Source organism: Bacillus cereus (assembly GCF_025917685.1).
Taxonomy (GTDB): Bacteria; Bacillota; Bacilli; order Bacillales; family Bacillaceae_G; genus Bacillus_A; species Bacillus_A cereus_AT.
Window position 1 is genome coordinate 3,401,598 of record NZ_CP089518.1, and the last position, 24,126, is coordinate 3,425,723.

Below are 24,126 nucleotides of genomic sequence, written 5' to 3' on the forward strand. Positions count from 1 at the left end.
TATATCAAAATAAAAAATATCTTTGAGCCATAGGTAATACATCTACTGCTTCACACGTAATAACTTGTCCATCAACTTTAACTTCATATGTCTGCGGATCTACTTCAATTTCTGGTGTTGCATTATTCAGCTTCATATCTTGCTTAGAAATCTCTCTCGTATTTCTAACAGGTAATACAACTTTATTTAAACCTAATTTTTCTTTAATATTATTCTCATAAGCTACTTTAGATACAAATGTAATCGAACTTGACTGTACTGCTTTTCCATATGCACCAAACATCTTTTTTTCATAATATGGTTGTGGTGTAGGGATCGAAGCATTCTCATCTCCCATTAATGCCATCACTACCATCCCGTTTTTCAAAACCATATCTGGCTTAACACCGAAAAATTGGGGATCCCATATTACAAGGTCTGCATACTTTCCTACTTCAATAGAGCCGACATATTCTGAAATCCCATGTGTAATAGCTGGATTAATCGTATACTTAGCTATATAACGTTGAATTCTATTATTATCGTTATATTCTTTATCTCCCTCTAAACTACCAATCTGCTTTTTCATTTTATCGGCGGTTTGCCAATTGCGAATAATAACCTCTCCAACCCTTCCCATCGCCTGTGAGTCAGAGCTAATCATGCTGAAAACCCCTAAATCTTGCAAAATATCCTCTGCTGCAATTGTTTCTTTTCGAATCCTTGAATCCGCAAACATTACATCTTCTGGAATATTTGCTTTTAAATGATGACATACCATGAGCATATCTAAATGTTCATCCAACGTATTCACTGTATATGGCAAGGTCGGGTTCGTTGAAGAAGGTAAAATATTATTCAGTGCAGCAATCTTTATAATATCTGGTGCATGCCCACCGCCAGCCCCTTCAGTGTGGTACGTATGAATAACACGATTATCAATAGCCTTTATCGTTTCTTCCACAAAACCACATTCATTTAACGTATCCGTATGAATAGCAACTTGAATATCATATTTATCGGCGATCTGTAACGAGTGATTAATTGCTGAAGAAGTCGCGCCCCAATCTTCATGAATTTTTAATCCAATAGCCCCTGCAAATATTTGTTCTTCCAGGGCAGGTAAACTTGAACTATTTCCTTTCCCTAAAAACCCAAGATTTATAGGAAAAGCTTCTGCTGCTTCTAGCATTTTTCTTAAATTCCAAGATCCAGGTGTTATTGTAGTTGCCTTAGTACCCTCTGCCGGTCCTGTTCCTCCACCAATTAAAGTTGTTATACCTGAAGCTAATGCTGTATCAATTTGTTGTGGGGATATGAAATGCACGTGTGTATCAATACCTCCAGCTGTAACGATTTTCCGCTCACCAGAAATTACTTCCGTTGATGTTCCAATGATGATATCAATATTATCCATAACTGAAGGATTACCACTCTTACCAATTGCTGAAATCCTTCCATCTTTTATACCAATATCCGCTTTATATACTCCTGTATAATCAATAATAATTGCATTGGTAATAACAACATCCACAACACCCTGTTCCCTTGTAAGTTGCGAATTTTGTCCCATACCATCTCTAATTGATTTCCCTCCACCAAAGACAGCTTCATCACCATATACGGTGTAATTCCGATCAATATGTGCGAATAATTGTGTATCCGCTAAACGAATAGAATCTCCTGTAGTTGGACCATATAAATCAGCATATTGTTTACGTGACATCTTAAAGCTCATGCTATCTCCCTCTTTTTTTGTAAGATTGAATATCGCCATCCACTTTATTTTTAAATCCATATACTTCTTGCTTCCCTGAGTATGGAACTAATTCAATCGTTTTTTCATCCCCAGGCTCGAATCTTACCGCTGTACCCGCTGGAATATTTAAATGTTGTCCAATTGCTACACTACGATTGAACTTTAACGCCTCATTCACTTCATAAAAGTGGTAATGAGATCCAATTTGAATCGGTCTATCTCCCTGATTTAACACCTTAACTTTCGTTGCTTTTTTATTTCCATTACATACTATGTCTTCTTTCGCAAGGATATATTGCCCTGGAATCATCTCATTCACTTCCTTTAATGAATTGGTTGATGAATAGTTACTAATTTTGTTCCATCAGGAAAAGTTGCCTCAACTTGAATATCTGATATCATGTCTGCAATACCATCCATAACATCTTCAGCACTTAAAATATTTTTTCCAAGCTCCATTAATTCCGCTACATTTTTACCATCTCTTGCTCCTTCCAAAATTTCATACGTAATAATAGCGATACTTTCTGGATAGTTTAACTTAAGCCCTCTCTCCTTTCGTCGATAAGCTAAATCAGCCGCAGCAACTACCAGCAGTTTATCAATTTCTCTTGGCGTTAATCTCATTACAATCTTCCTTTCTGAAGTATTTTAAAACTAAGAATATTCTAAAAACAAAAAGTGTACTTCCAATGTCCTTTCCGTGTTTTCTCCATGTTTTTTTCTGCCAATCAAATAAAAAAAGACTAGAATTTCTAGTCTTTTTTTATTTCCCTTCATTCTTCTCTAACACATACAAATCTTCTTCAATATTCGTTAATTTCTCACTTACAAGTTTTCTTGCATCTCCAATTGCTTGATTGTATGCAAATGGTCCTACTAACTTTATCATTTCTTCTATTAAACGTTCTGCTTGGAAACGTCCAATCTCATCTAAATCTTCTTCAACGAAAAATTGCTGAATTTGTGCTACAAGCTCTTCTTTTTTATCATTTGGTATTTTTATGTTCATCATCATTCGTTACTCCTCTATATTTAAGATAATACTTTTCTTAACTCTACCATAGAAAAGCGATTTCCTGGACAAGTTTTTGTAACCCCTTCTAACTCCCTATGGCCGAGTATATTTACTTTCTCTATGGCAAACTGCTTCATAAACATTTTACATAAAGAATATAATGAATTCATTTGCGGGGTAGTTGGATCATATTTATCAAAATTTCCCGTCATACATATTCCAATTGTGTCACTATTATTATCTTTCGCATGTGCTCCAATATGTAAACCTCGCCCTTCGACTACAGTTCCATCTTCTTCAATAAAATAATTGTAACCAATCCCGCTCCATCCTCTTACCTTTTGATGAAATTCGTGAGTTTTATACACATCCCATCCATCTTCTGACGTATGGTGGATAATCAGTTTATTTACTTTCTCTAAAGGAACTAATTCATCTTGAAATGTTAAATTTACACATTTAATTTTCATTTGAACTTCCTCCCCTTAAAAATCAATTATAATAATTGTTTTATCATCTGGTCTTATTCTATTTTCTCCTTCTAGCCTTTCAATGATTGCTACATATTCTTTTATACTATTCTTTCTTATATATACCACAATTTGTTCTAACGACCACTCCGGATGGAACAATCCGTCCGAACAAATAAAGATCCCACTTACATCAGCTACATGTAATTCCCCATGTTGTAAATAAGTCATTGCCTCTTTCATCCCATTTGCAACTGAGTAACCGTTTGGCACATTTGCAAGATAGCGGTTGTATTTTAACTGCTCCCGAACATCTTGAAAAACATGTTCTTCTGGGACTTGTAATCCTTTTTTACGATCCTCTTCTCTCTTCTTTTTTGCACGTTTACTAATTCCCTTAACTGTATCTTTTGTTAATACTCTTATCGCTCCATCCTGAAGTATTGCAACAATCATACAATCACCTAATTGTGCATATTCAAGTTTCTCGCCTTTTATTTGAACTGCTGCAATACATGTACACCACAGATGGTCTTTTTTTCTCGTATCGACCTTGTACTCTAGCATCTTATTTTGCAATAATTCATTCGCCTTTGCAACTTCACCTTGTAAACTATTAATCTCCCTTAACGAAGTAAAATGACTTGCAAATAAATGCGAAGCGATGTATGCTCCATTATGTCCTTCTTCATCACCAAACGGAACGAGCGGTGTTGCTCCATCACATACACCATAAATCATTTTATCTTCATTACAAAAAAATGAATCCTCACACTCTTGTTTTAAAGGACTCTTCTGTTGGTATGTTGTTATCTTCATATCTGTATCCCCTCCCAATTTATCAAACACTCGAACTATTTAGATTAATCTAATTTTCCAAAATAAACTGTTTTCCCCTAAAACTTTCAATTTCATATATAATCTTGAAATAATATGATTATTTAGTGAAGGACGGGAAAGAGATGGTCAGATTTCTTGGTGTTATTTTTGGTTCTATTATTATTGCAATTGCCTTTAATCTTTTCCTTATCCCCCATAAAATTTTAAGTAGTGGAATTGGCGGAATTGCTATTATTTTAGGAATTGCAACCCCTGTGAACACAGGTATTATTAACTTTGTATTGAACTTACCTATCCTTATTTTAGGATACATAGGTCTTGGAAAAAAAGTAATTTTTAACACAGTTGTCTCTGTAATTGTATTATCTGTTGCACTATATTATATTCCTGTAAAAGTCGTGGCAACAGACCCACTTTTATCATCTGTATTTGGCGGTGTCATCGCCGGAGCTGGTATTGGTCTTGTCTTTAACTGCCATGGTTCAACTGGTGGATTTGATATTATCGGTATGTTGTTATCTCGTAAGCGAGATATTAAACTTGGTGGATTCCTTATTGCATTAAATACTGTTGTTGTTGTCATTGCAGGATTTTTCTTCACTTGGGATGTTGCCCTTACAAGCTTACTTTCAATTTATGTAACTGGTAAAGTAATTGATGCCGTTCATACGAAGCATCGTAAAGTTACACTTATGATTGTAACAAATCAAGCAGAAGAAATGAAAAAAAAACTTCTTTCAACTGTAGTACGCGGAATTACATTACTGGATGGTGAAGGTGCTTATTCAAACGAGAAAAAACGTGTACTTATGACAGTCGTTTCTCGTGAAGAGTTAGCAAGTATGAAACTAACAATTTCCGAAATTGATCCTCATGCATTCGTTAATATTACGGAGACTGTTGAAGTATTAGGATTGTTTAGAAAAGCGTAAAAAACTAGGTGGACCTCCACCTAGTTTTTATTTTCCATGAATTCAATTCGATTTCCAAACGGATCTGACACGTAAAATCTAATCACATCTGGTCGTGCATTGTCATCTATTATTTCAACACCTTGCTTTATTAACTCTTGTTTAAATTCATTAATTTTCAAAACATAAAAAGCTGGATGCGCTTTTTTAGCTGGATTAAAGTTCTGCTCAACTCCGATATGAATCTCTTGATTTCCACACTTAAACCAACACCCACCACGCTTCTTTAATTCCTCTGGCTTTGGGATTTCCTCCATACCAATTTTATTACCATAAAATTCTCGTGCTTCTTCTTCACATCCTACTGGCGCCGCTACTTGTACATGATCAATTCCTTGAATATAATTTTTCATATTCCTTCCCCCTCTTCTATTCTAATGTTATAACGAAAATACATTCATGTAACTTAGAAAAAATTAATAAAGCAATATAAGATTCTCTTATTATTTATTTTATATCCCTTACCAAAATCAAGAAAATAAATTTTATTCGGTAATTTCCATTTTTTATAGAAATACACATCAAACCTATATTATAGTTATTAATAGATCCATCTTTTTTAGATGCCAGTTGTACGGAGGAAATATTATGAGTCGTAAAAAATATTCATCTACTCAAAAAAAGCGTCACCCAAACGTATCAGGACGCCTACGAAACCATATACAAAATCGTTCTTTAGCAGAAATGTATGCATCTCTTTTTGAACATAATCCTGATAGTATTATTTCATTGAATTTAGAAGGAGTTATTTTACATATTAACCCCGCTGCTGAAAGAATATTAGGTTATACTTCTAGCGAATTAGAGCGAAAAATAATCACTTCTATTTTAGAAGCACATATTTCTGATCGAGTACTACAATACATAAAAAATACTGCAGCTGACAATCAACAAGAGTATATCGTCTCTATTTATCATAAAGACGGGTATTCACTAGATGTCGTAACAAAATTAGTTCCTATTTTTGTTGAAAACCGTTTAACAGGTGTATACGCCATTATGAAACCCCTTGAAAAATCCGAAAGAATTGAGAAAGCATTACAAGAGAGTGAGAAACGATTACGCACATTAATGAATTCAATGCCTGCGTTTGTTATTTTTAAGGATCATGAAGGGCGCTGGCTTGAAGCGAATGACTATGCGCTTTCTTGTTTCAATTTCCATAGCGTTCCTTATCATGGAAAAAGAGATAATGAACTCATTCAATATAACGAAGCATATCGGGAAGCTTTTTTGCATTGTGAAGAAGTTGATGAACTAACATGGCAAAAAGGACAAATTCTTCACGGAGAGGAATTTATTATACATAGAGATGATTTCGACTTAATTTTAAGTATTTCAAAGGTTCCACTCTTCCACCCTGATGGCTCACGCAAAGGTCTTATAGTGATGGGAAGGGACGTTACCGAACTAAAAGAAACTGAAAAATTATTACGAAAATCCGAAAAACTTGCAGTAGTAGGACAACTGACAGCTGGAATTGCCCATGAAATTAGAAACCCACTCACTTCATTAAAAGGATTTTTAACATTATTACATCCAGAAATAAATGAGGAAAATAAATGGTATGTGGACGTTATGTTGAGTGAAATTTCACAAATGGAATCTATAACAAGCCAATTTATGGCGATGTCTAAACCACAAGTGTTATCTATTCATACATGCAACGTACAAGCATTAATTGAAGAAGTTGTAACTTTTATTTTACCAACAGCAATTATGCATAGCGTTCATATCATCATGGATCATTTCGATTATATTTCTGACATTCAATGTGACAGCAATCAATTAAAACAAGTTTTTATTAACATATTAAAAAATGCAATCGAGGCGATGCCTGATGGTGGTAACATATTCATTCAAACAGCTTCGTTAGAAAATGATTTTATTTCAATACGCATTATTGATGAAGGTTGTGGGATTCCTGAAGAGCGCATGGCTCGTCTTGGCGAACCTTTTTATAGCTTGAAAGAAAAAGGAACTGGCCTTGGCTTAATGATGTGCTATAAAATCATTCAAGAGCATCACGGAAAATTATTCATTTCCAGTGAATTAAACATAGGAACAACTGTCGATATCCAATTACCGATTACTACAGCTCAGCCTGTAACAAACTCTTAACTATGCTAAATTAATATAGTAAAAGACATCTGTTATAAGTAGTTGGGTTATTGCGGAAAACATCTACACTAATACGTTAAAAAGCTCAAAGTCCCTATATGACTCTGAGCTTTATTTTTGTATACGATTTATTTTATTAAATCCACTCTTTTCCATGTTTACGAATAAACTGAATATCATTTTCATAATGTTCAAGATGCCCTTCATCTATCATCTTTTGGAAGTTCATATCGCCTTCTAGTGCTTTTCTTTTCATGTATTTACATAATCCTTCTAATCGTAGAAGTACCATCTCCAAATAATCCTCGGCCATGCCATCACTTTTATAGGATTCAAAAAACAATTTAACTCTTTGCTTTATACGGTCTGCATGCTGTAATGAATTATAATAAACCGCCTCACCTGTTTCCTTATAATAAACTCTACTTAATGGGACACAAGTGTAAAGAGTATAGGCTATGTCCCAAAGTCTTGGTCCAGGACCCGCAACATCAAAATCAATAATACCTACTGGTTTTTCGTTATTAAAAATAATGTTGTATATTGCAAAGTCATTGTGGCATACAACTTCTATATTATTTGGAGTATTATCCATCGGTTTCCAATCATCTGATAAAGGAAAATCACTCATAGCATCATGATAAAGCCGAAGCATCTTCGCTATTTCTTTTAAAACATCATTAGACCACATGTACTTTTTTAAAGGATAATTACCGGCTTTCCCTTCAATAAATGATAATATCTCTCTATCTTTATCATCAATACCTAAAAACTTTGGTGCATAACTAAAACCTTTGTTTTCCAAATGATTTAATAACTTATGAATTTTGGTACTGCCTTTCTTTAATTCTCGTCGAACAGTATCTTCCGAACGATATACGTTTGAAACATTCCCTCCCGTTAGCATTTCTTCATTTTCGTAGTTTGCCATCTAATAGTTTCCCCCTCATTATTAAAAAAATCCACACTCCTGTTCATTAACAAACAGGAACCCCTTTACTTTTCTTTATATTTAAACATAGTTTTCCTATTCTCCTTTAACCCCTTAAATCACAATAAAAAACGGGTATAAAATCTTTATGATTTTATACCCGTTTTTTGTCTATCATTTATGCCTGTGAAGCCATTTTTTCATACCATTCTGTTGCCTTCTCTACTTCACCAATCGTTAATTGATGCCCTCTATTTTCCCAATGCATTGTTACATTTGCATTTGCATTTTCTAATAGCATCTTCAATTCCTCTGACTCAGAAGATGAACAAATTGGATCATTTGTTCCAGCAGCAATAAACACTGCTTTCTCTACTAAATTAGGAAGTTCTATCCCTCTTCTTGGGACCATTGGATGATGAAGAATAGCACCTTTTAATGCATTTTCATAATGGAATAATAAACTCGCTGCAATATTTGCTCCATTTGAATACCCAACAGCTACGATATTATCTCTATCAAATTCATATGTTTTTGCTGCTTCATTTAAAAATTCATTTAATTCCTTCGTACGGAAAACAAGATCCTCTTCATCAAAAATACCTTCTGCTAATCGGCGGAAGAAACGAGGCATCCCATTTTCTAATACATTTCCACGAACGCTTAATACAGAAGCTTTTGGATCAATTCTTTCTGCAAGCGGTAATAGATCTAATTCATTTCCTCCTGTGCCATGAAGCAATAACAATACTGGTTTTGATGTATCTTTTCCTTTTTGAAAAACATGTTTCATCATATTCCTTTTCCCCTTTCAATCACTTTAGTCTAGATTTCTCACTTCAAATGGTAAGAGTGTCTGTTCAATTTGTTTTCTATGTTGTTCATATCGGTCCGGTAACTTTAACTCCTCACCCATCGTCTCTAAAGATTCGTCATGGGCAAAACCAGGAGGGTCTGTTGCAATTTCAAATAAGATTTCGCCGTGTTCTCTAAAATAAATTGCGTTAAAATAATTTCGATCTTGTACAGGGGTTACACCATATCCAAAGCGAGACACATGCTCTTTCCAGTCTAGTTGATCGGCATCGTCACTCGCTCTCCAAGCAATATGATGAACTGTACCAACACCCATCTGACCACGTCCGATTGTTGATAACCTCAAGTCGATAATATTTCCAATGTCAGCAGAAGAACGGAATCGAACAAATTCACCTTCTTCTCCAATTTTCTCAAGACCCATAACATGCTCTAACAATTCAGCTGTTTTTTGAGGTTGTGCAGATAAAAGGACAGCACCGCCAAATCCTTTAATTGCTACTTCTGGCGTAACTTCTCCAAAACTCCACGTATTTAATTCGCCCGCTTCTCTTTCTACTAATTCTATATGCAAACCATGCGGATCATCAAATTCCAAATACTTTTCTCCAAAGCGAGTCATTTTTGTATACGAAATATTGAACTTCTCCAATCTCTTTTCCCAAAATCCCATAGCACCTTTAGGTACAGCGTAAGAAGTTATCCCTACTTGACCATCTCCAATAACACCTTGCTGAGCACCTGCCCATGGGAAAAATGTAATAATAGTTCCTGGTGTTCCTCCGTCATTCCCAAAGTAAAGATGATACGTGCCTGGGTCATCAAAATTCACTGTTTGTTTTACTAAACGTAATCCTAATACACCTGCATAAAAATCTACATTTTCTTGTGGATGACCTACGATTGCTGTAATATGATGTATCCCCATTGTTTTCTTTTCCATTTCGCCCACTCCTTCTTCATTTCGTTATAAAAACTGTTTATACACTAAAATTCATTATTCATTTTGCCCATAGCACAAAGTAAAATCCATCATAATAATTTTATCTTGAATTCGAGATATTAACCAAAAAAATTACCACACCAGTGTTCACGGAACTAAAGTTATCTTGAATTCGAGATGTTTTCCAAAAAATATATATGTTATTTCAAATTATAGAACATCTTTACTATTTATATAACGTTCAAAATTTATCTTTGATTCGAGATTTATTATATGTTAATTGTTTTTTATTGTCAATAAGTTCCTTATTTAATTATTTCTCTTTGATTAACTTTATGATCAAAGAAAAGGTCATACAAACGTATGACCTTTAACGCATATATTTTATCTTCTATTTACTATAGGGAACAATTCCGACAGTGGAACGATTCTTCCGCTTTCATCTTTAAACACAATATGCTCTCTCGTTAAATGACGCGGACTCTTCACTCCCGCTGCTGCCGCTAATGAAAACAAACTATATCTCATACTAATAACATAGTTCATTACTCGCCATTTCTTTTCATACGGATCTAATGCTTTTTGGTAGTGTGGATTCGTAGTTGCAACCCCAGATGGACATTGTCCTGAATTACATTGAAGCGCCATAATACAACCACTCGCCATCATAAATCCGCGTGCTGAATTTACAGCATCTGCACCAATAGCTAAAGCAATCGCCACTTTATCTGGTGTGATTAACTTCCCGGAGGCAAACACCTTTAGTTTATCCCTGACACCAAAATGATTTGCCGTATCAATAAATGTAAGTAATGCCGGTATAAGCGGAAGCCCCATACTATCTGCCATCGATTTATATGTTGCACCTGATCCACCTTCTGAACCGTCGATTGTAATAAAATCTGGATAGATGTTTAATTCTTTCATTGTTTCTAATAAATCTTCCAAAGGCTCCTGTTGACCAATTACAATTTTCATCCCGATTGGTTTACCGCCGTTTTCTTGCAACTTTCGAATAAAATAAAGTGTATCCGCTGCATTTTTTAAAAATGAAAATCGATTCGGTGAATTAATCGTCTCCCCTTCTCGTACGTTCCGAACAGAAGCAATTTTCTCATTTACTTTTTGTCCCTCTAGATGGCCACCACGTATTTTAGCACCTTGCCCAAATTTCAACTCGAACGCCTTAATATTACTTTCTTTCGCTTTATCCATAAATTTCTCCATTGAAAAATTCCCGTCTTCATCACGGTATCCGAATAACCCTGGACCAATTTGCGCAACGATATTCGCACCTGTATGTAAATGTTCTGGAATTACACCCCCTTCTCCAGTATTAATCCATGATCCACCTGCCATTTTCGCACCAAAACCGCTCGCTAAAATATAATTTTCTCCAATCGCACCGTAAGATGTCGCTGATGCTCCAAACATTCCATGTAGCTTCCACGGATATTTTCGGTTTTCACCGACTATAATTGCATCGTCTTCTTCATACAGCCAAAGATTTGTTGTATCCGCTGTCAATTTTTCTCTTCTTGAAAATAAACCTTCTTTATGAATCACATACTTTTTACCTTCTCGCTCTTGCAATAGATTCACACTTAATTCCTCAGTTAATATCGGAAACAATGTATTAGCAATATAATAGCCAGAAACTTCAAAATCTCGTTTCGATCCAAAACCAAGTATTTCAGAGCGATATTTCGCTAAAAACATAACACTTTGAAAATCATAACGTGAAAAAGGCTTTCCATCCGTATCGTGATCAAACCAATATTGCCGAAATTCAGGCCCTATCTTTTCAAGTAAATAGCGCATTCTCCCTAAGTATGGATGCAGTTTTAATATAGAATGATGCGTCCGTTTTTTTACAAAAAATGTAATGATAAAAAAGATGATTAAAAGTAACATCAAAAAGAGCAATATACTAATAATAACGAGTAGCGTTTCACTCATTCCGCTTCCTCCTATGAAATTCTATAATAAAAGGAGAACACTCGATGTGTTCTCCTTTTATCTTTATTCACACTAATGTTACAAGATGCTCTTTCGCGTCATATTCAACTAAACTTTCAGCACGTTTAATGCGATGAACAAAGTCTGGATTAGCAATTAACGGTCTTCCGAATGCTGCTACATCAATTGTTCCTTCTTGTAGTGCTTCTTCTGCCTCTTTCGGATTCAAATTACCTACTCCAACTATAGTACCATCCCAATATTTTCTTACTAGTTGATGAAAATTCTTTCCGTCAGCAATCACTTGCGTATAATTCATCGTTGAAGGATGGATCATCGTTAACCCCGCTTCTTTAAACATATTTACGAACGTTTCAAGCGCAAGTTCAGGATTTTCCCACATATAAGTAGGGTTATCACCTTTAAAGGCAGAGAAGCGAAGAAGTGTTTTATCAGCTCCAACTGCTTCAATTACAGCCTGAACAACTTCTTTCATAAACGTTAATCTTTGCTTTAAATCACCGCCGTATTTATCAGTTCGCTTATTCGCAAGTTCATAAGTAAATTGATCAATTAAATATCCGTGTGCACCGTGAATTTCTACACCATCAAATCCAGCTTCTATCGCATTCTTCGCAGCTTGTGCATATTGACCAATTACTTTCTTTATTTCTTCTATTGTCATTTCTTCTGGTGTATCAAACGGTTTACGAAAACGTGGAACATTCCCTTCTGCAGCAATGGCTGACGGTGCTTGCGGCAATTGACCACCAATTATTTCATGGTGACTCATGCGTCCAACATGCCATATTTGAGCAATAATCGTTCCACCTTCTTTATGTACTGCCTCCGTAACCGGTTTCCAAGAGTTGATCTGTTCTTGTGTATAAATCCCTGGTACTCCTGGGTTTCCTTTTGCTCTCGGACTAATAACAATTCCTTCTGTAATAATTAATCCAATCCCATCCTCGGCACGTTTTCGGTAATACTCTACTACGTCAGTGCCAACTACTCCGGTTTCATTGTCTGCAAAACATCTCGTCATCGGTGCCATTGCAATACGATTACGAAGAGACCAAGATCCAATTTGAATCGAATCAAACAACTTCGTCTTTTCAATATTTTCAAAAGATCCCCAAGCATTTATATTTGTTCCTTCATAAATACTTGCCGCTTTATTATTTGAACTTGTCATTTTTCTTCCCCCTAAAAAAATCTTACTATAATCGCATCATACTTACTTTTAGATAGTAACGTCAATTTATACGCTTTTACCATAAAACATTCGAATATCAAAAAAATAGAATGATATAAATAAAATTAAAAAAGGTTTCCTAAGCAGGAAACCTTTTTTAGTTGACCATATATGGCTAACAATTCGTTTATCTCTTTTATATAAAGAATATAAACTATTATTATCTCTTCACATATAAAAAATTACTTAACAATAGAAGTGAGAGTGGTTCAGTATTCTTCTAAAAATAATAACTTATATATACCTAAAACAATGAAAGCCCTACCTCTCTTTCATCCTTACGGCTCCTCGTCCGTGCCAGTGTGAATCAGGATTGCAAAAATCAAGTAACTATTTTATCGAAGTATTTAATGAAACTTCGAACATTCGTAAAAGAATTTAAAAAATAAAAATGGATTTGATTGTAGTAGTAACAAAAGAGGTTAATGCTCTAAAAGTGGTTTGAAAGAGTTGAATGTCTTTGAAATGATTGATTCTCTATAATTATATTCCCAAAAAATTCAAGATCTTTTTTGGGATGTAATACATTATTTGTAATAAATCTTAACAAAAGCTTTTTATTTGATTTTCTGTGATACCTTCAATTAATCCCAGTTCACTAATCAAAAATTCATGTGCGTTATCTAACATTTTCTTTTCGCTTGCATTAAGTGCTTTTTCTTTCTGCATACGCAATAAATCACGTACAACTTCAGCACCTTCTTGTATTTTACCCGTTTTTATTTTATCAGTGTTCAATTTATACCTTTGTTTCCACGTAAGTAATCTATCTGATTCCCCATGTTGAAAAACATCTATTAAGTGTGTTAATGCCTTTAAATCTGTAACTGGTCGTATATTTGAATTCAATATTTTCCCCATAGGAATCATTACTTCCATATTACTAGCCGACATTTTTATAACATAATACTGTTGTTTTTCCCCTGAAATTTCCTTTTCTTCTATGGCTTTAATTATACCTGCTCCGTGCATTGGATAAACAATGTTATCGCCAATTTGAAACAAATAATCCACCTCCATATATGGTAACCTTCTCAAGCATAACACACATTTATTTTTTTAGCAAAATTTTTATAATATCACAAAAATATTTTCCATGTCAATTTATTTACACATAAAAATTCAATTTGTACAGAAACACTAAAGAACCCGCATTTTTGTTACCTTTTCCTCCAATTTTATATACCTTGTAAAACAAAAAATACATCGCTACATATAAGTAGCGATGTATTTTTATATAATGTGCAACATGAAAGACACAAACGGTTACTTCAAAACTTCACACACAATTCTTCGCTTATATACTAACCTGTTTACTAATCGTTTCTCGTGCTAACAGAAAACTCATAATCACTTGCGCAGCTACTCTACTCGTCATATCCCTAAAATCAAGAGTTGGATCAATTTCTACTATATCCATCCCTTGAACGAGTGGCTCTTTACCAAGGAATTCAATTGCATCAAGTAAAGTTGTACTATCCATTCCACCAGGGCCAATTGCTGGACAGCCTGGCGCAAACGCTTGGTCTAATACGTCCATATCAAGAGAAATGTAAATAGAAGTCACACCTTGTTTTCTTAATACTTCAATACTTTCTGAAATAAGATCTTTTATTTCTCGCTCTCTTACATCTTTCATTGTATACACTGTCACGCCATGCTCTTTTGCATATTCATGGTACGTACGTGCATTTGAAAAATTACGAATTCCGATTTGAACGAGTTGTTTTCCTGTAATGACATCATTTTCTAGTAAACTACGGAACGGTGTACCATTTGACGGACCACCATCATCTAAATTGCGTAAATCATGATGGGCATCAAATTGAATAATACCGACCTTTCCTTTACTATTTGCAAAACCTGTTATACTCGGGAAACTAATCGAGTGGTCACCACCAAGAACAATCGGTATCATTTTCGGATTTACTTTCGTCAAGTGACCAACTGTTTTCGCAATTCGGTTATGACTTTCTTTTATATCTGTCACATGCATCGTAATATCACCGCAATCATGAAGAACACTTTCTTTCATATCGTGTTCTTCTGTAATTGCGTACGTGCTATATGCATCTAACATCGCACGAATTGTTTTCGGTGCAAAACATGCCCCTGAATGACTAATAGATGGTTTAGAAAGGGGTGCACCAATTAAGGCTGCACCGAATATTTCTACGCCTTCCTCCCAATCTTTAATCATCTCACTCCATTTCGTTACTTCACGATCAATAAATTTTGCATTTTTCTTTAAATAGTGGCCGTGCTCCACGATTGTTCACCTCTTGTATATGCGATATTACCGTTCTTCCACACTGTATTTACATGACTTACGCCGTAATGGTACGGTACGTAAGCATAATTGTAAGCATCCCATAAAACTAAATCTGCCTTACGACCAACTCTAATTTTCCCAGCTACATCACCACGATTAATTGCGTAAGAAGAGTTAACTGTTACCGCATTCCAGACTTCTTCTGGTGTCATTTTCAGTTTCAACATCGCAATGCTCATAATAAGCTGAATGTTTTCAGTTGGACAGCTACCTGGGTTAAAGTCTGTAGCTAAAGCAACTGCTACACCTTCATCAATCATTTTGCGTCCACGTGCAAAACTTTCTTTATTTAAATAGAAAGTCGTTCCTGGTAATAAAGTCGCTACTGTATTAGAGTTTGCAAGCATTTCAATTCCTTTATCAGAAGCGCCAACTAAATGGTCCGCTGATGCTGCACCAATTTCAGCTGCTGCTTCCGCACCACCAAGAGGGTCGATTTCATCTGCATGGATTTTCACGTCAAAGCCAAGCTCTTTCGCTTTTAATAAAAATTCTTTTGATTCTTCTACAGAGAACACACCTGTTTCACAGAAAATATCGATGAATTCAGCTAATTGCTTCTCTTTCATTTCTGGCAGTAGGTCTAACATCCATTGTAAAAATTCTTTTGATCTACCTTTATACTCTTTCGGAACTGCATGAGCACCTAAAAATGTGGAAACTAAATCGATTGGATGCTCTTTTTGTAATTGTGCAGTTGCCTCTAATTGTTTCCATTCCGTCTCGTCATCTAATCCGTAACCACTCTTAGCTTCTACAGTTGTCACACCAAAAGATAACATACGGTCTAAATGAAATTTCGCTTTTTGAACAAGTTCTTCTTTCGACGCCTGCTTCGTTGCATTTACAGTTGAAAGAATACCTCCGCCTTTTTCTAAAATTTCTAGGTACGGAACTCCTTGTAATTTTAGTGCGATTTCATTTTCACGAGATCCACCAAATACAAGATGAGTGTGCGGATCAACAAGACCAGGAGAAACCATTTTCCCGCCGCAATCAATAACTTCTTTCGCCTGAAGCCCTTTTGCTTCTTCCGCTGTTCCAACGAAAGTAATTACGCCGTTTTCAATTCCAACTACACCGTTTTCAATAACAGGAAGCGTGTTCATCGCTTCCCGTCTTAACAAGCCATCTTCTTGATCCATTGTTAGTAATTGACCGATATTTATTAGTAAAGTGTCCAGCATGTTTTCTCCTCCTTATTTCATCATTGGAATGTTAACGCCTTTTTCTTTCGCTGTTTCAACAGCTAAGTCATATCCAGCATCTACGTGACGAACAACACCCATTCCAGGATCAGAAGTTAATACGCGCTCAATACGTTTTGCTGCTGCTTCTGTTCCATCTGCAACAATAACCATTCCAGCGTGAAGTGAATAACCCATACCAACGCCACCACCGTGGTGAACAGATACCCAGCTCGCACCGTTTACACTGTTAATTAATGCATTTAAAATTGGCCAGTCTGCTACTGCATCACTGCCGTCTTTCATCGATTCTGTCTCACGGTTTGGAGATGCTACTGATCCGCAATCTAAATGGTCACGACCGATAACGATCGGTGCTGATAATTCACCATTCGCCACCATTTCATTAATGATGCGGCCAAATTTTGCGCGCTCACCGTAACCAAGCCAACAAATACGTGATGGAAGGCCTTGGAACTCAACTTGCTGACGAGCCATACGAATCCAGTTACATAAATGCTCGTTATCAGCAAACTCACGTAAAATTACTTCATCAGTTTTATAAATATCTTCTGGATCACCAGAAAGCGCTACCCAGCGGAATGGTCCTTTTCCTTCACAGAATAACGGACGGATAAATGCTGGAACGAATCCTGGGAAATCGAATGCATTTTTTAATCCTTCATCGAAAGCAACTTGGCGAATGTTATTTCCGTAATCAAATGTAATCGCGCCTTTTTCTTGCATTGCAAGCATTGCTTCCACATGTTTTTTCATACTTTCTTTTGATAATTGTACGTAACGTTCTGGATCTTCTTCACGAAGTTTCGCTGCTTCTTCTAACGTGTAACCTACTGGAATATAACCGTTTAATGGATCATGAGCAGATGTTTGATCCGTAACTAAATCTGGCGTAATATTACGCTTCACTAGTTCTGGTAAAATCTCCGCTGCATTTCCTAACAATCCGATTGAAATCGGTTCTTTCTTCTCTTTATACTCGTTCGCAATAGTTAACGCTTCTTCTAAAGACTCTGTATACAGATCACAATATCTCTTTTCAATACGACGATCGATACTACGCTTATCTACATCAATAGCGATCACAACACCGCCATTCATCGTTACAGCAAGAGGTTGCGCACCACCCATACCACCTAAACCAGCAGTAAGTGTTACTGTACCTTTTAATGATCCATCGAAATGTTGACGTGCCGCTTCACCAAATGTTTCATATGTTCCTTGTAAAATCCCTTGTGTTCCAATGTAAATCCAGCTACCAGCTGTCATTTGGCCGTACATCATAAGACCTTTTTTCTCCAGTTCACGGAAGTGATCCCAGTTCGCCCATTTTGGTACTAAGTTTGAGTTCGCTAACAGAACGCGAGGTGCATCTTCATGTGATTTAAAAATTGCAACTGGTTTTCCTGATTGAACAAGTAACGTTTCATCGTTCTCTAACGTTTTTAATGAATCAACAATTGCATTGTAGCTTTCCCAGTTACGAGCTGCACGGCCAATTCCGCCATATACAACTAATTCTTCTGGTTTTTCAGCAACTTCAGGATCTAAATTGTTCATTAACATACGAAGTGCAGCTTCTTGAACCCACCCTTTCGTTTGTAACTCAGTACCTCTTGCCGCACGAATTGTTTGTTGTACTTTTTCCATTTCAATCTCTCCCTTTTCTTGTTTTATAGTGCTGCGTTTACATCCAATCTTTCTTTTATCGAATAATTCGTTTTTAACCAATGCGTGATATTTTCAATATCCGTTGAGAATATGCGATCATTTGTAATAGAAGGTACTTGCTGACGGCCTTGATGATAGAACGTTTTCGTTACTGTACTCATGTTTTCAATACCGCGATATTCTGCTGCTTGCATCGCACAAATCATCTCAATAGAAAGAACGCGTCTTGCATTTTGAATAATTTGATGTGCGTGACGTGAAGCGATTGTCCCCATACTCACGTGATCTTCTTGGTTAGCTGACGATGGAATTGAATCTACACTCGCCGGATGTGCTAACGTTTTATTTTCTGAAACGAGTGAAGCCGCTGCATATTGCATAATCATTGCACCAGACTGAAGTCCTGGCTCTGGACTTAAAAATGGTGGTAGATCATTTAATTGCGGATTTACTAAGCGTTCAATACGACGCTCTGAAATATTTGCAAGTTCTGCCATTCCAACTTTTAAGAAGTCCATGGCAAATGCAATCGGTTGTCCGTGGAAGTTACCACCTGAAATTACTTTTTCCCCGCCATCAAAAATAAGTGGGTTATCTGTCGCTGCATTCATTTCAATTTCTAATTTTTCTTTCACGTAATTTAAAACTTGCCAAGAAGCACCGTGTACTTGTGGGATACAACGAAGTGAATATGCATCCTGTACACGAAGTTCTCCTTGTTTTGTCACTAACTTACTATCTTGAAGGATGTCACGAATTCTGCTCGCTACTTCCACTTGCTCTTTATAACCGCGTGCTTTATGCACATTTTCATCAAATGCATCAATAATGCCTTGTAATCCCTCAATTGTCATAGAAGCAATTAATTCAGCTTGATAAGCCGTTGCTTCTGCTTCTATATAAGATAGTACTCCTTGCGCTGTCATCGCCTGCGTGCCATTAATTAACGCAAGACCTTCTTTCGCTTCAAGTTCAATCGGCTCAAGGCCCTCTTCTGTAAGAGCAACCATCGCATGCACTCTCTTCCCTTTATAGAACACTTCACCTTCACCTAATAAAACAAGAGCAAGATGAGATAGAGGTGCTAAATCGCCACTCGCACCAAGTGAACCTTGTTGCGGAACGACTGGGTGAATTTTACGATTTACAAACTCAAGAAGCATATTTACAACAAGCGGTCTAACACCAGATACTCCTTTAAGCATCGTGTTCGCTCGTAAAATTAACATACCGCGTGATACTTCTTCAGGAAATGGATCGCCTATCCCGCATGCATGTGATTGAATTAAGTTGTGCTGAAGTGCCTTTACATCATCTTTTTGAATAAGCACATCACTAAACTTTCCAAAACCAGTTGTAATACCGTAAACGACTTTTCCGTCCTCTACAATTTTCTCGACAACTTCGCGGCACTCTGCCACCTTTTGCATACTAGTTGGGCAAGCTGTTACACCTTCACCTTCAAGTAACAACCTCTTCATTTCTTCAACTGTCAATGTGTGTCCTGTTAGCGTAATCATTCTTTTTCCTCCTTATAAAGGCAAAAGGGGACCTTATCTTTTTAAGACAGACTTCTGTCCTAAAAAAGTAAGGCCCCCTTCTAACTAATAGACTATGGGCAAATCATATGTGATTAATTCCTAAACCAATCGCCTCATGCTCAGATCCTTTTACAGGTGCACCAATCGTTCCATATAATGCAACAGCAACCCATTCGCCTTCTTTTTTTCCGTCGTATGGTCTACCGCGCACAATCGCAAAGCGAAGTCCTACTGTACGAAGAACGTCTGCTAACTGAATTTGACCTCTCGTCACTCCGTACAAAGCTTCCATTATTGCATGATAAAGTGCATGTGTTTCTCTGTAAACGTCTGTTTCAATAACTTGGGTGCTTTTCGCCGCTGTTTCCATTGCTGCTACAACCTTTTGCGAATTCATAGAACCCACTTTCCCCGTACAATACTTCCAACCTTTTGGAATAGATAATACAGGGCTTTCATTCTCATCCGCAAGTGCCAACAGCATGGCCATACGACCAATTCGATGTGTTCCTTGAAGAAGCATGTGACTCTCTCATTTCTTTTGAATTATTTGAATATTACTTAATTTAAGAATATATGAAAATGGTTAAATCGTCAATAGTTTAAAATAATATTCAAACAATTTTTTCATCTTCTCAATTTGTGTACACAAATTATTTACATAAATTTTTCAAGCGTGCTATAGTCTCACTAACAGATGCAAAGGAGCGAAATTTCAGTGGCGAAGCGAAAAGATATTCATTTTCGAATTGAAGAAAAATTACTTGAAAGATTTGAAGCAGCACTCCATTACGAAGGTTTAAATAAAACAGACGTATTAACACATGCAATCCAGCAATTTTGCATAAAGGTGGAATGTGAAAAAATGAATGATGTAAAACGCCAATACAGCGTAAGCAACCATTTACAAACACGTATCAATACGCATAAACATTTTGAAGAGAAACGAGTGAATGTAGATGAAGTCGTCATGGAACATTTACAACTCCAAGGAGAAGAAAAAATATTAGAGGTCGGATGCGCTAACGGAAAATTCCTTTCCCTTTTACAAACAAACGGTCATAAAGGACATCTAACCGGCTTTGATCAATCGGAAACTATGCTTTCTGAAGCTGCAATAAAGAATAAAATAATTGAATGGAAACTGGGAGATGCTAGTAAACTTCCTTTCGACGCTAATTGTTATGACTGGGTAATCGCAAGGCATATGCTATACCACATGAAAGATGTCGAAAAAACAATTCAAGGATTCCATAAAGTAATTCGTCCCGGCGGCGCGCTTTTAGCTACAACAAATTCTAAAGTTTCAATGCCTCGTATAGTTGAAATGTGTAACAGCATGCTAGACGCATTTGACTTACCAAAAACATCACCAGCAGTAGCTCCATTTTGTTTAGAAAATGGTAAAGAGATAATAAAATCTGTTTTTTCAACTGTTGAAGAAACAATTATTCATAATGCACTCATTTTCCATCATGCCTCTCCAATTATAAACTATATTTCTAGCATGTTTCCATCGCTGAATATACCTGATAATATGTATCTTCATGCTGAAATGAAGGAGTGGCTGAAAAAAGAAATAGAAAAGGAATTATCACTTCACAACGGTATATGGCGCGATCCGAAAACGATAGCGATTTATCGATGTAAAAAGGAAAAAAGCTAGCAAATGCTAGCTTTTACACGTTTTTCGGTAATAGCTTCTCCATCATCATATTGCCCTTACCACCATAAAAATTTGTATTATGTTCGTTCGCTACTCCAAAATAAGAAGCAACTGCTATTCCGAATGGTACAAAAGCATGTCCTTGTGCTGTAATAATATTTGAGTGTCGCACAACTTCTTCATACACAAAATTTTCTACTGGAAAACAATCTATTTTTTTATAATCGATAGTCACTGTATACGAGATTTCTTTGAATAAGCCTGCTTTTGCTAGCGCATACGGTCCAGCACAAATAGCAGCTACTAATTTTTCTTGTTCGTGAAATTGACGGATGACTGAAAAGAGCACTTCCGCATCCTTCATATGTATTGCATCTCCGCCCGGAATAATAATCCCCTCATATTCTTCTACACGCACTTCACTTAATTCTATATGCGGTTGTACTTGCAAGCCTGTTTCACTTATAATCAATTCTTTTGTTAAACCCGCAGTAATGATTTCATATTTCTTTTTCAGCAATGCTGTTGCTACTGTAATTTCAAACTCCGCAAATGTTGGATATACGAATAATAATATTTTTTTCATAGTCCTTTCTCCTTTAACCAGCCCATAAAATATGCTTCTAATTCATCCACTGTTAATGTATTCGTGTCCACACAAGTTACAGGAAATTGTTTATACCATTCTTTTTCAGTTTCTACTAATTTAAATTGTTCCTCAAAAGTACTTCGATTTCTTGTCATATCATTATTTTTTCTATCATATACATTCTCTTTCGAAACGTCTAAATAAAAAATTGCATCCGAACGGCATTCTCTTAATTTATACAATTCATCTTTTAATTCTGTTTCTATATCCCACTCTTTCCCTATCACTTTCGGATAAAAGAGTGTATAAAATTCAATATCTTCTGGCCCACGATCAAAAATCACGACTGAACTTTTCACATTTTGAAACTCTTTTATTTTTGCTTCAATAAACATTTTTTGATTTGTAATAAATCCCTCTTTTGTACACATATCCAAATTTAATTTTTTTCGCTTTTCTACAATTTGATAAGGATTTTCATATATAACTGAAAGCCCACATCGCTCTAAGCTTTTGGCCAATGTTGTTTTTCCACTTGCCATCGGTCCTTGAAGTGAAATTACGTATACCATCCCTCTCATTCCCTTTTCTTATAATACATTGATAATATACAGAATTTTGAAAACTATCAACATAATATATATCACCTTGTTTCTTATTCTTATGTAACTTATAATAAAAAATAGAGATTATGACGGACGCAAAATAATGTAAGCTTGGAAATCCAAGCTTACATTATTTTTTGCTTTCCCTTTTCTTATAAAAAGAGTATACTAAATTAGAACGTATGTTCTTAATAATTACATACAGTAAGGAGATAGAACAATGGTATACGACACAAAAGCAATTTCTTGGAATGCATCTTTAAAACAACTTCAACGCCGCTATACAAACAAACAAGTTGACCGAAAAGAATTTGAAGATATTGAACTAATGGAATTCTTCCGCGATAACGACTACATTTCTTTACCTACACATATAAGCGGCCTATCAACAGCGCGTTTTACTTCTTACTCTATTTTCACAACTGAAGATAAAGATCGTAAAGTTGGCACACTTATTATTGAGTACGTTGAAGACGATACTAATAATTTATGTGTTGAACAACTATACTTCGTTTAAACTATAACGCTTGGTCAAATTGACCAAGCGTTCTTGCTTTCTATGAATCTCACTGTTTATAATATGAATAAAAGAAAGCCGCAATCATTAAGGGGGGATATACTTGCTCGAAGGATGGTTCAGTTGGTTCATTGTATTATGGACTGTAATTTTATTAGGACTTATGTCTATCGGTGGATACTTTATGTTCAGAAAATTTTTAAAACGATTACCGAAAGAAGACGGTATGTCTATTTTAGATTGGGAAGCACACTACATTGATCAAACACGACACTTATGGGATAACGAGCAGAAACAATTATTAGAAGAACTCGTAAGCCCTGTTCCTGAACTATTTCGTGATGTTGCTAAATCAAAAATTGCTGGTAAAATTGGAGAACTAGCATTACAAGAAAATGCCTCTCAAATTACACAAGATTTAATTATAAAGGGATATATCGTTGCCACACCGAAGCGTGATCATAAATTTTTAATAAAAAAACTACAAGAAAAAGAGATTGATTATTCTCATTATCAATCTTTACTAACAAAATACCCTTCGTAAAAAAAGATTGCTAGCTTATGGCAATCTTTTTTTACTGACAGTTACTGATTTTACGGCTGTTAATCTAGCTTCCGCTAAATCTATTTGTAATCCAATCGCACCGGCATAAATATAATCAAATGTATTTGGAATATTAACCATTGTAGAAGTTGTCCCCGCTGTCAATACTCCATTAGCAGGGACATCATTAGTCACATCAAATTCAGCACGTCGATTCGTTGCAGCTGTTCCAATCGGCATATTTCTATCCCAAAAACCTCCGACTGTATCTAAATTTCCTAAATAATTATTGACTTGTGAAGCAAAAAAGTTAGGATTTGCATTGTTAGGTCCTGAAAGTGCTCTACCATTTAAAACAAATGTATCTGCAGTCGCATCCGTATCACCATTA

The 24,126-nt window shown here is 35.8% G+C and carries 25 protein-coding genes and 1 pseudogene; 5 read left to right on the plus strand and 21 right to left on the minus strand.

All coding sequences use genetic code 11. The annotated features are described in order from the left end of the window. Positions 1–4 precede the first annotated feature (4 nt). The 6 genes from ureC to LUS72_RS17650 all read right to left on the minus strand — a co-directional run bounded on the left by ureC (position 5) and on the right by LUS72_RS17650 (position 4,045). A complete protein-coding gene (gene ureC, locus LUS72_RS17625) occupies positions 5–1,717 on the minus strand; it encodes an urease subunit alpha (RefSeq protein WP_097829092.1) in 1,713 nt (570 codons plus the stop codon). Position 1,718: 1 nt separating this feature from the next. Beyond that, positions 1,719–2,048 carry an urease subunit beta gene (locus LUS72_RS17630; RefSeq protein ID WP_000612162.1) on the minus strand — a complete coding sequence of 110 codons (330 nt, stop codon included), beginning with the start codon at positions 2,046–2,048 and terminating at the stop codon, positions 1,719–1,721. A gap of 14 nt (positions 2,049–2,062) precedes the next feature. Beyond that, the gene (locus LUS72_RS17635; RefSeq protein ID WP_097829093.1) at positions 2,063–2,365 is read right to left on the minus strand and encodes an urease subunit gamma; all 303 of its coding nucleotides are present in this window, start codon (positions 2,363–2,365) and stop codon (positions 2,063–2,065) included. A 139-nt stretch (positions 2,366–2,504) separates the two neighbouring features. Beyond that, positions 2,505–2,756: a DUF2164 domain-containing protein gene (locus LUS72_RS17640; protein ID WP_002066602.1), complete on the minus strand. Its 252-nt coding sequence runs from the start codon at positions 2,754–2,756 to the stop codon at positions 2,505–2,507. Positions 2,757–2,773: 17 nt separating this feature from the next. Beyond that, complete coding sequence (locus LUS72_RS17645) at positions 2,774–3,226, minus strand: peptidoglycan recognition protein family protein (RefSeq protein ID WP_097829094.1); 453 nt, start codon at positions 3,224–3,226, stop codon at positions 2,774–2,776. Between the two features lie 15 nt (positions 3,227–3,241). Continuing rightward, positions 3,242–4,045, minus strand: coding sequence for a protein phosphatase 2C domain-containing protein (locus tag LUS72_RS17650; RefSeq protein WP_097829095.1), 804 nt, complete (start codon positions 4,043–4,045; stop codon positions 3,242–3,244). A gap of 143 nt (positions 4,046–4,188) precedes the next feature. On the opposite strand from LUS72_RS17650, the gene LUS72_RS17655 reads away from it, so the two are divergent. Then, complete coding sequence (locus LUS72_RS17655) at positions 4,189–4,998, plus strand: YitT family protein (RefSeq protein WP_002146290.1); 810 nt, start codon at positions 4,189–4,191, stop codon at positions 4,996–4,998. A 20-nt stretch (positions 4,999–5,018) separates the two neighbouring features. On the opposite strand, the gene LUS72_RS17660 is transcribed toward LUS72_RS17655, so the two are convergent. Next, the gene (locus LUS72_RS17660; protein WP_071747691.1) at positions 5,019–5,390 is read right to left on the minus strand and encodes a VOC family protein; all 372 of its coding nucleotides are present in this window, start codon (positions 5,388–5,390) and stop codon (positions 5,019–5,021) included. Positions 5,391–5,625: 235 nt separating this feature from the next. On the opposite strand from LUS72_RS17660, the gene LUS72_RS17665 reads away from it, so the two are divergent. Further along, the gene (locus LUS72_RS17665) at positions 5,626–7,158 is read left to right on the plus strand and encodes a BA3702 family sensor histidine kinase (RefSeq protein ID WP_264447577.1); all 1,533 of its coding nucleotides are present in this window, start codon (positions 5,626–5,628) and stop codon (positions 7,156–7,158) included. A 136-nt stretch (positions 7,159–7,294) separates the two neighbouring features. On the opposite strand, the gene LUS72_RS17670 is transcribed toward LUS72_RS17665, so the two are convergent. From LUS72_RS17670 to hutP, 11 genes are all read right to left on the minus strand, one after another. Next, positions 7,295–8,089: a phosphotransferase gene (locus tag LUS72_RS17670; protein ID WP_264447579.1), complete on the minus strand. Its 795-nt coding sequence runs from the start codon at positions 8,087–8,089 to the stop codon at positions 7,295–7,297. A 178-nt stretch (positions 8,090–8,267) separates the two neighbouring features. Further along, positions 8,268–8,882, minus strand: coding sequence for an alpha/beta hydrolase (locus LUS72_RS17675; RefSeq protein WP_264449073.1), 615 nt, complete (start codon positions 8,880–8,882; stop codon positions 8,268–8,270). Positions 8,883–8,909: 27 nt separating this feature from the next. Further along, positions 8,910–9,848, minus strand: a complete 939-nt coding sequence (locus tag LUS72_RS17680; RefSeq protein WP_097829099.1) for a ring-cleaving dioxygenase — start codon at positions 9,846–9,848, stop codon at positions 8,910–8,912. Between the two features lie 384 nt (positions 9,849–10,232). Further along, a complete protein-coding gene (locus tag LUS72_RS17685; protein ID WP_264447582.1) occupies positions 10,233–11,807 on the minus strand; it encodes an FMN-binding glutamate synthase family protein in 1,575 nt (524 codons plus the stop codon). A 67-nt stretch (positions 11,808–11,874) separates the two neighbouring features. Further along, the gene (locus LUS72_RS17690) at positions 11,875–13,002 is read right to left on the minus strand and encodes an alkene reductase (protein WP_097829101.1); all 1,128 of its coding nucleotides are present in this window, start codon (positions 13,000–13,002) and stop codon (positions 11,875–11,877) included. A 603-nt stretch (positions 13,003–13,605) separates the two neighbouring features. Then, entirely contained in the window at positions 13,606–14,067 is a 462-nt protein-coding gene (locus LUS72_RS17695; RefSeq protein WP_170961010.1) for a CarD family transcriptional regulator, read from the minus strand. Between the two features lie 292 nt (positions 14,068–14,359). Then, positions 14,360–15,331 (minus strand): formimidoylglutamase, encoded by a 972-nt coding sequence (gene hutG / locus LUS72_RS17700; RefSeq protein ID WP_000399820.1) that lies wholly within the window; start codon positions 15,329–15,331, stop codon positions 14,360–14,362. Beyond that, positions 15,310–16,581 (minus strand): imidazolonepropionase, encoded by a 1,272-nt coding sequence (gene hutI / locus LUS72_RS17705; RefSeq protein WP_264447586.1) that lies wholly within the window; start codon positions 16,579–16,581, stop codon positions 15,310–15,312. Before hutI ends, hutG begins: the two co-directional genes overlap by 22 nt. Positions 16,582–16,593: 12 nt before the next feature. Then, the gene (gene hutU / locus LUS72_RS17710) at positions 16,594–18,252 is read right to left on the minus strand and encodes a urocanate hydratase (protein WP_097829104.1); all 1,659 of its coding nucleotides are present in this window, start codon (positions 18,250–18,252) and stop codon (positions 16,594–16,596) included. 23 nt (positions 18,253–18,275) lie between these two features. After that, positions 18,276–19,793, minus strand: a complete 1,518-nt coding sequence (gene hutH, locus LUS72_RS17715; protein ID WP_097829105.1) for a histidine ammonia-lyase — start codon at positions 19,791–19,793, stop codon at positions 18,276–18,278. Between the two features lie 103 nt (positions 19,794–19,896). After that, the gene (gene hutP / locus LUS72_RS17720; protein WP_000926520.1) at positions 19,897–20,337 is read right to left on the minus strand and encodes a histidine utilization transcription antiterminator HutP; all 441 of its coding nucleotides are present in this window, start codon (positions 20,335–20,337) and stop codon (positions 19,897–19,899) included. 195 nt (positions 20,338–20,532) lie between these two features. Here hutP and LUS72_RS17725 point away from each other — a divergent pair, with 195 nt between their 5' ends. Then, positions 20,533–21,480 (plus strand): class I SAM-dependent methyltransferase, encoded by a 948-nt coding sequence (locus LUS72_RS17725; RefSeq protein ID WP_264447592.1) that lies wholly within the window; start codon positions 20,533–20,535, stop codon positions 21,478–21,480. A 13-nt stretch (positions 21,481–21,493) separates the two neighbouring features. Here the strand turns inward: LUS72_RS17725 and LUS72_RS17730 are convergent, their stop codons facing one another. Together LUS72_RS17730 and LUS72_RS17735 are read right to left on the minus strand one after the other, a co-directional pair. Further along, a complete protein-coding gene (locus LUS72_RS17730; RefSeq protein WP_264447594.1) occupies positions 21,494–22,066 on the minus strand; it encodes a DJ-1/PfpI family protein in 573 nt (190 codons plus the stop codon). After that, positions 22,063–22,650 (minus strand): AAA family ATPase, encoded by a 588-nt coding sequence (locus LUS72_RS17735; protein ID WP_141533357.1) that lies wholly within the window; start codon positions 22,648–22,650, stop codon positions 22,063–22,065. Before LUS72_RS17735 ends, LUS72_RS17730 begins: the two co-directional genes overlap by 4 nt. Before the next feature lie 244 nt (positions 22,651–22,894). Between LUS72_RS17735 and LUS72_RS17740 the strand changes: the two genes are divergently transcribed. Together LUS72_RS17740 and LUS72_RS17745 are read left to right on the plus strand one after the other, a co-directional pair. Beyond that, entirely contained in the window at positions 22,895–23,191 is a 297-nt protein-coding gene (locus LUS72_RS17740) for a hypothetical protein (RefSeq protein ID WP_097829109.1), read from the plus strand. 103 nt (positions 23,192–23,294) lie between these two features. After that, complete coding sequence (locus tag LUS72_RS17745) at positions 23,295–23,735, plus strand: DUF2621 domain-containing protein (protein WP_264447596.1); 441 nt, start codon at positions 23,295–23,297, stop codon at positions 23,733–23,735. Positions 23,736–23,750: 15 nt separating this feature from the next. Here LUS72_RS17745 and LUS72_RS17750 read toward each other — a convergent pair. Further along, positions 23,751–24,125 (minus strand): annotated as a pseudogene (locus tag LUS72_RS17750) (hypothetical protein); the annotation flags it as partial. Between the last annotated feature and the right edge of the window lies 1 nt (position 24,126).

What these genes read in the sequence shown, in the direction of transcription:
- ureC (WP_097829092.1), bottom strand. Translation starts at nt 1,717, where the DNA reads ATGAGCTTTAAGATGTCACGTAAACAATATGCTGATTTATATGGTCCA.
- LUS72_RS17630 (WP_000612162.1), bottom strand. Translation starts at nt 2,048, where the DNA reads ATGATTCCAGGGCAATATATCCTTGCGAAAGAAGACATAGTATGTAAT.
- LUS72_RS17635 (WP_097829093.1), bottom strand. Translation starts at nt 2,365, where the DNA reads ATGAGATTAACGCCAAGAGAAATTGATAAACTGCTGGTAGTTGCTGCG.
- LUS72_RS17640 (WP_002066602.1), bottom strand. Translation starts at nt 2,756, where the DNA reads ATGATGATGAACATAAAAATACCAAATGATAAAAAAGAAGAGCTTGTA.
- LUS72_RS17645 (WP_097829094.1), bottom strand. Translation starts at nt 3,226, where the DNA reads ATGAAAATTAAATGTGTAAATTTAACATTTCAAGATGAATTAGTTCCT.
- LUS72_RS17650 (WP_097829095.1), bottom strand. Translation starts at nt 4,045, where the DNA reads ATGAAGATAACAACATACCAACAGAAGAGTCCTTTAAAACAAGAGTGT.
- LUS72_RS17655 (WP_002146290.1), top strand. Translation starts at nt 4,189, where the DNA reads ATGGTCAGATTTCTTGGTGTTATTTTTGGTTCTATTATTATTGCAATT.
- LUS72_RS17660 (WP_071747691.1), bottom strand. Translation starts at nt 5,390, where the DNA reads ATGAAAAATTATATTCAAGGAATTGATCATGTACAAGTAGCGGCGCCA.
- LUS72_RS17665 (WP_264447577.1), top strand. Translation starts at nt 5,626, where the DNA reads ATGAGTCGTAAAAAATATTCATCTACTCAAAAAAAGCGTCACCCAAAC.
- LUS72_RS17670 (WP_264447579.1), bottom strand. Translation starts at nt 8,089, where the DNA reads ATGGCAAACTACGAAAATGAAGAAATGCTAACGGGAGGGAATGTTTCA.
- LUS72_RS17675 (WP_264449073.1), bottom strand. Translation starts at nt 8,882, where the DNA reads ATGAAACATGTTTTTCAAAAAGGAAAAGATACATCAAAACCAGTATTG.
- LUS72_RS17680 (WP_097829099.1), bottom strand. Translation starts at nt 9,848, where the DNA reads ATGGAAAAGAAAACAATGGGGATACATCATATTACAGCAATCGTAGGT.
- LUS72_RS17685 (WP_264447582.1), bottom strand. Translation starts at nt 11,807, where the DNA reads ATGAGTGAAACGCTACTCGTTATTATTAGTATATTGCTCTTTTTGATG.
- LUS72_RS17690 (WP_097829101.1), bottom strand. Translation starts at nt 13,002, where the DNA reads ATGACAAGTTCAAATAATAAAGCGGCAAGTATTTATGAAGGAACAAAT.
- hutI (WP_264447586.1), bottom strand. Translation starts at nt 16,581, where the DNA reads ATGCTGGACACTTTACTAATAAATATCGGTCAATTACTAACAATGGAT.
- hutU (WP_097829104.1), bottom strand. Translation starts at nt 18,252, where the DNA reads ATGGAAAAAGTACAACAAACAATTCGTGCGGCAAGAGGTACTGAGTTA.
- hutH (WP_097829105.1), bottom strand. Translation starts at nt 19,793, where the DNA reads ATGATTACGCTAACAGGACACACATTGACAGTTGAAGAAATGAAGAGG.
- hutP (WP_000926520.1), bottom strand. Translation starts at nt 20,337, where the DNA reads ATGCTTCTTCAAGGAACACATCGAATTGGTCGTATGGCCATGCTGTTG.
- LUS72_RS17730 (WP_264447594.1), bottom strand. Translation starts at nt 22,066, where the DNA reads ATGAAAAAAATATTATTATTCGTATATCCAACATTTGCGGAGTTTGAA.
- LUS72_RS17735 (WP_141533357.1), bottom strand. Translation starts at nt 22,650, where the DNA reads ATGAGAGGGATGGTATACGTAATTTCACTTCAAGGACCGATGGCAAGT.
- LUS72_RS17740 (WP_097829109.1), top strand. Translation starts at nt 22,895, where the DNA reads ATGGTATACGACACAAAAGCAATTTCTTGGAATGCATCTTTAAAACAA.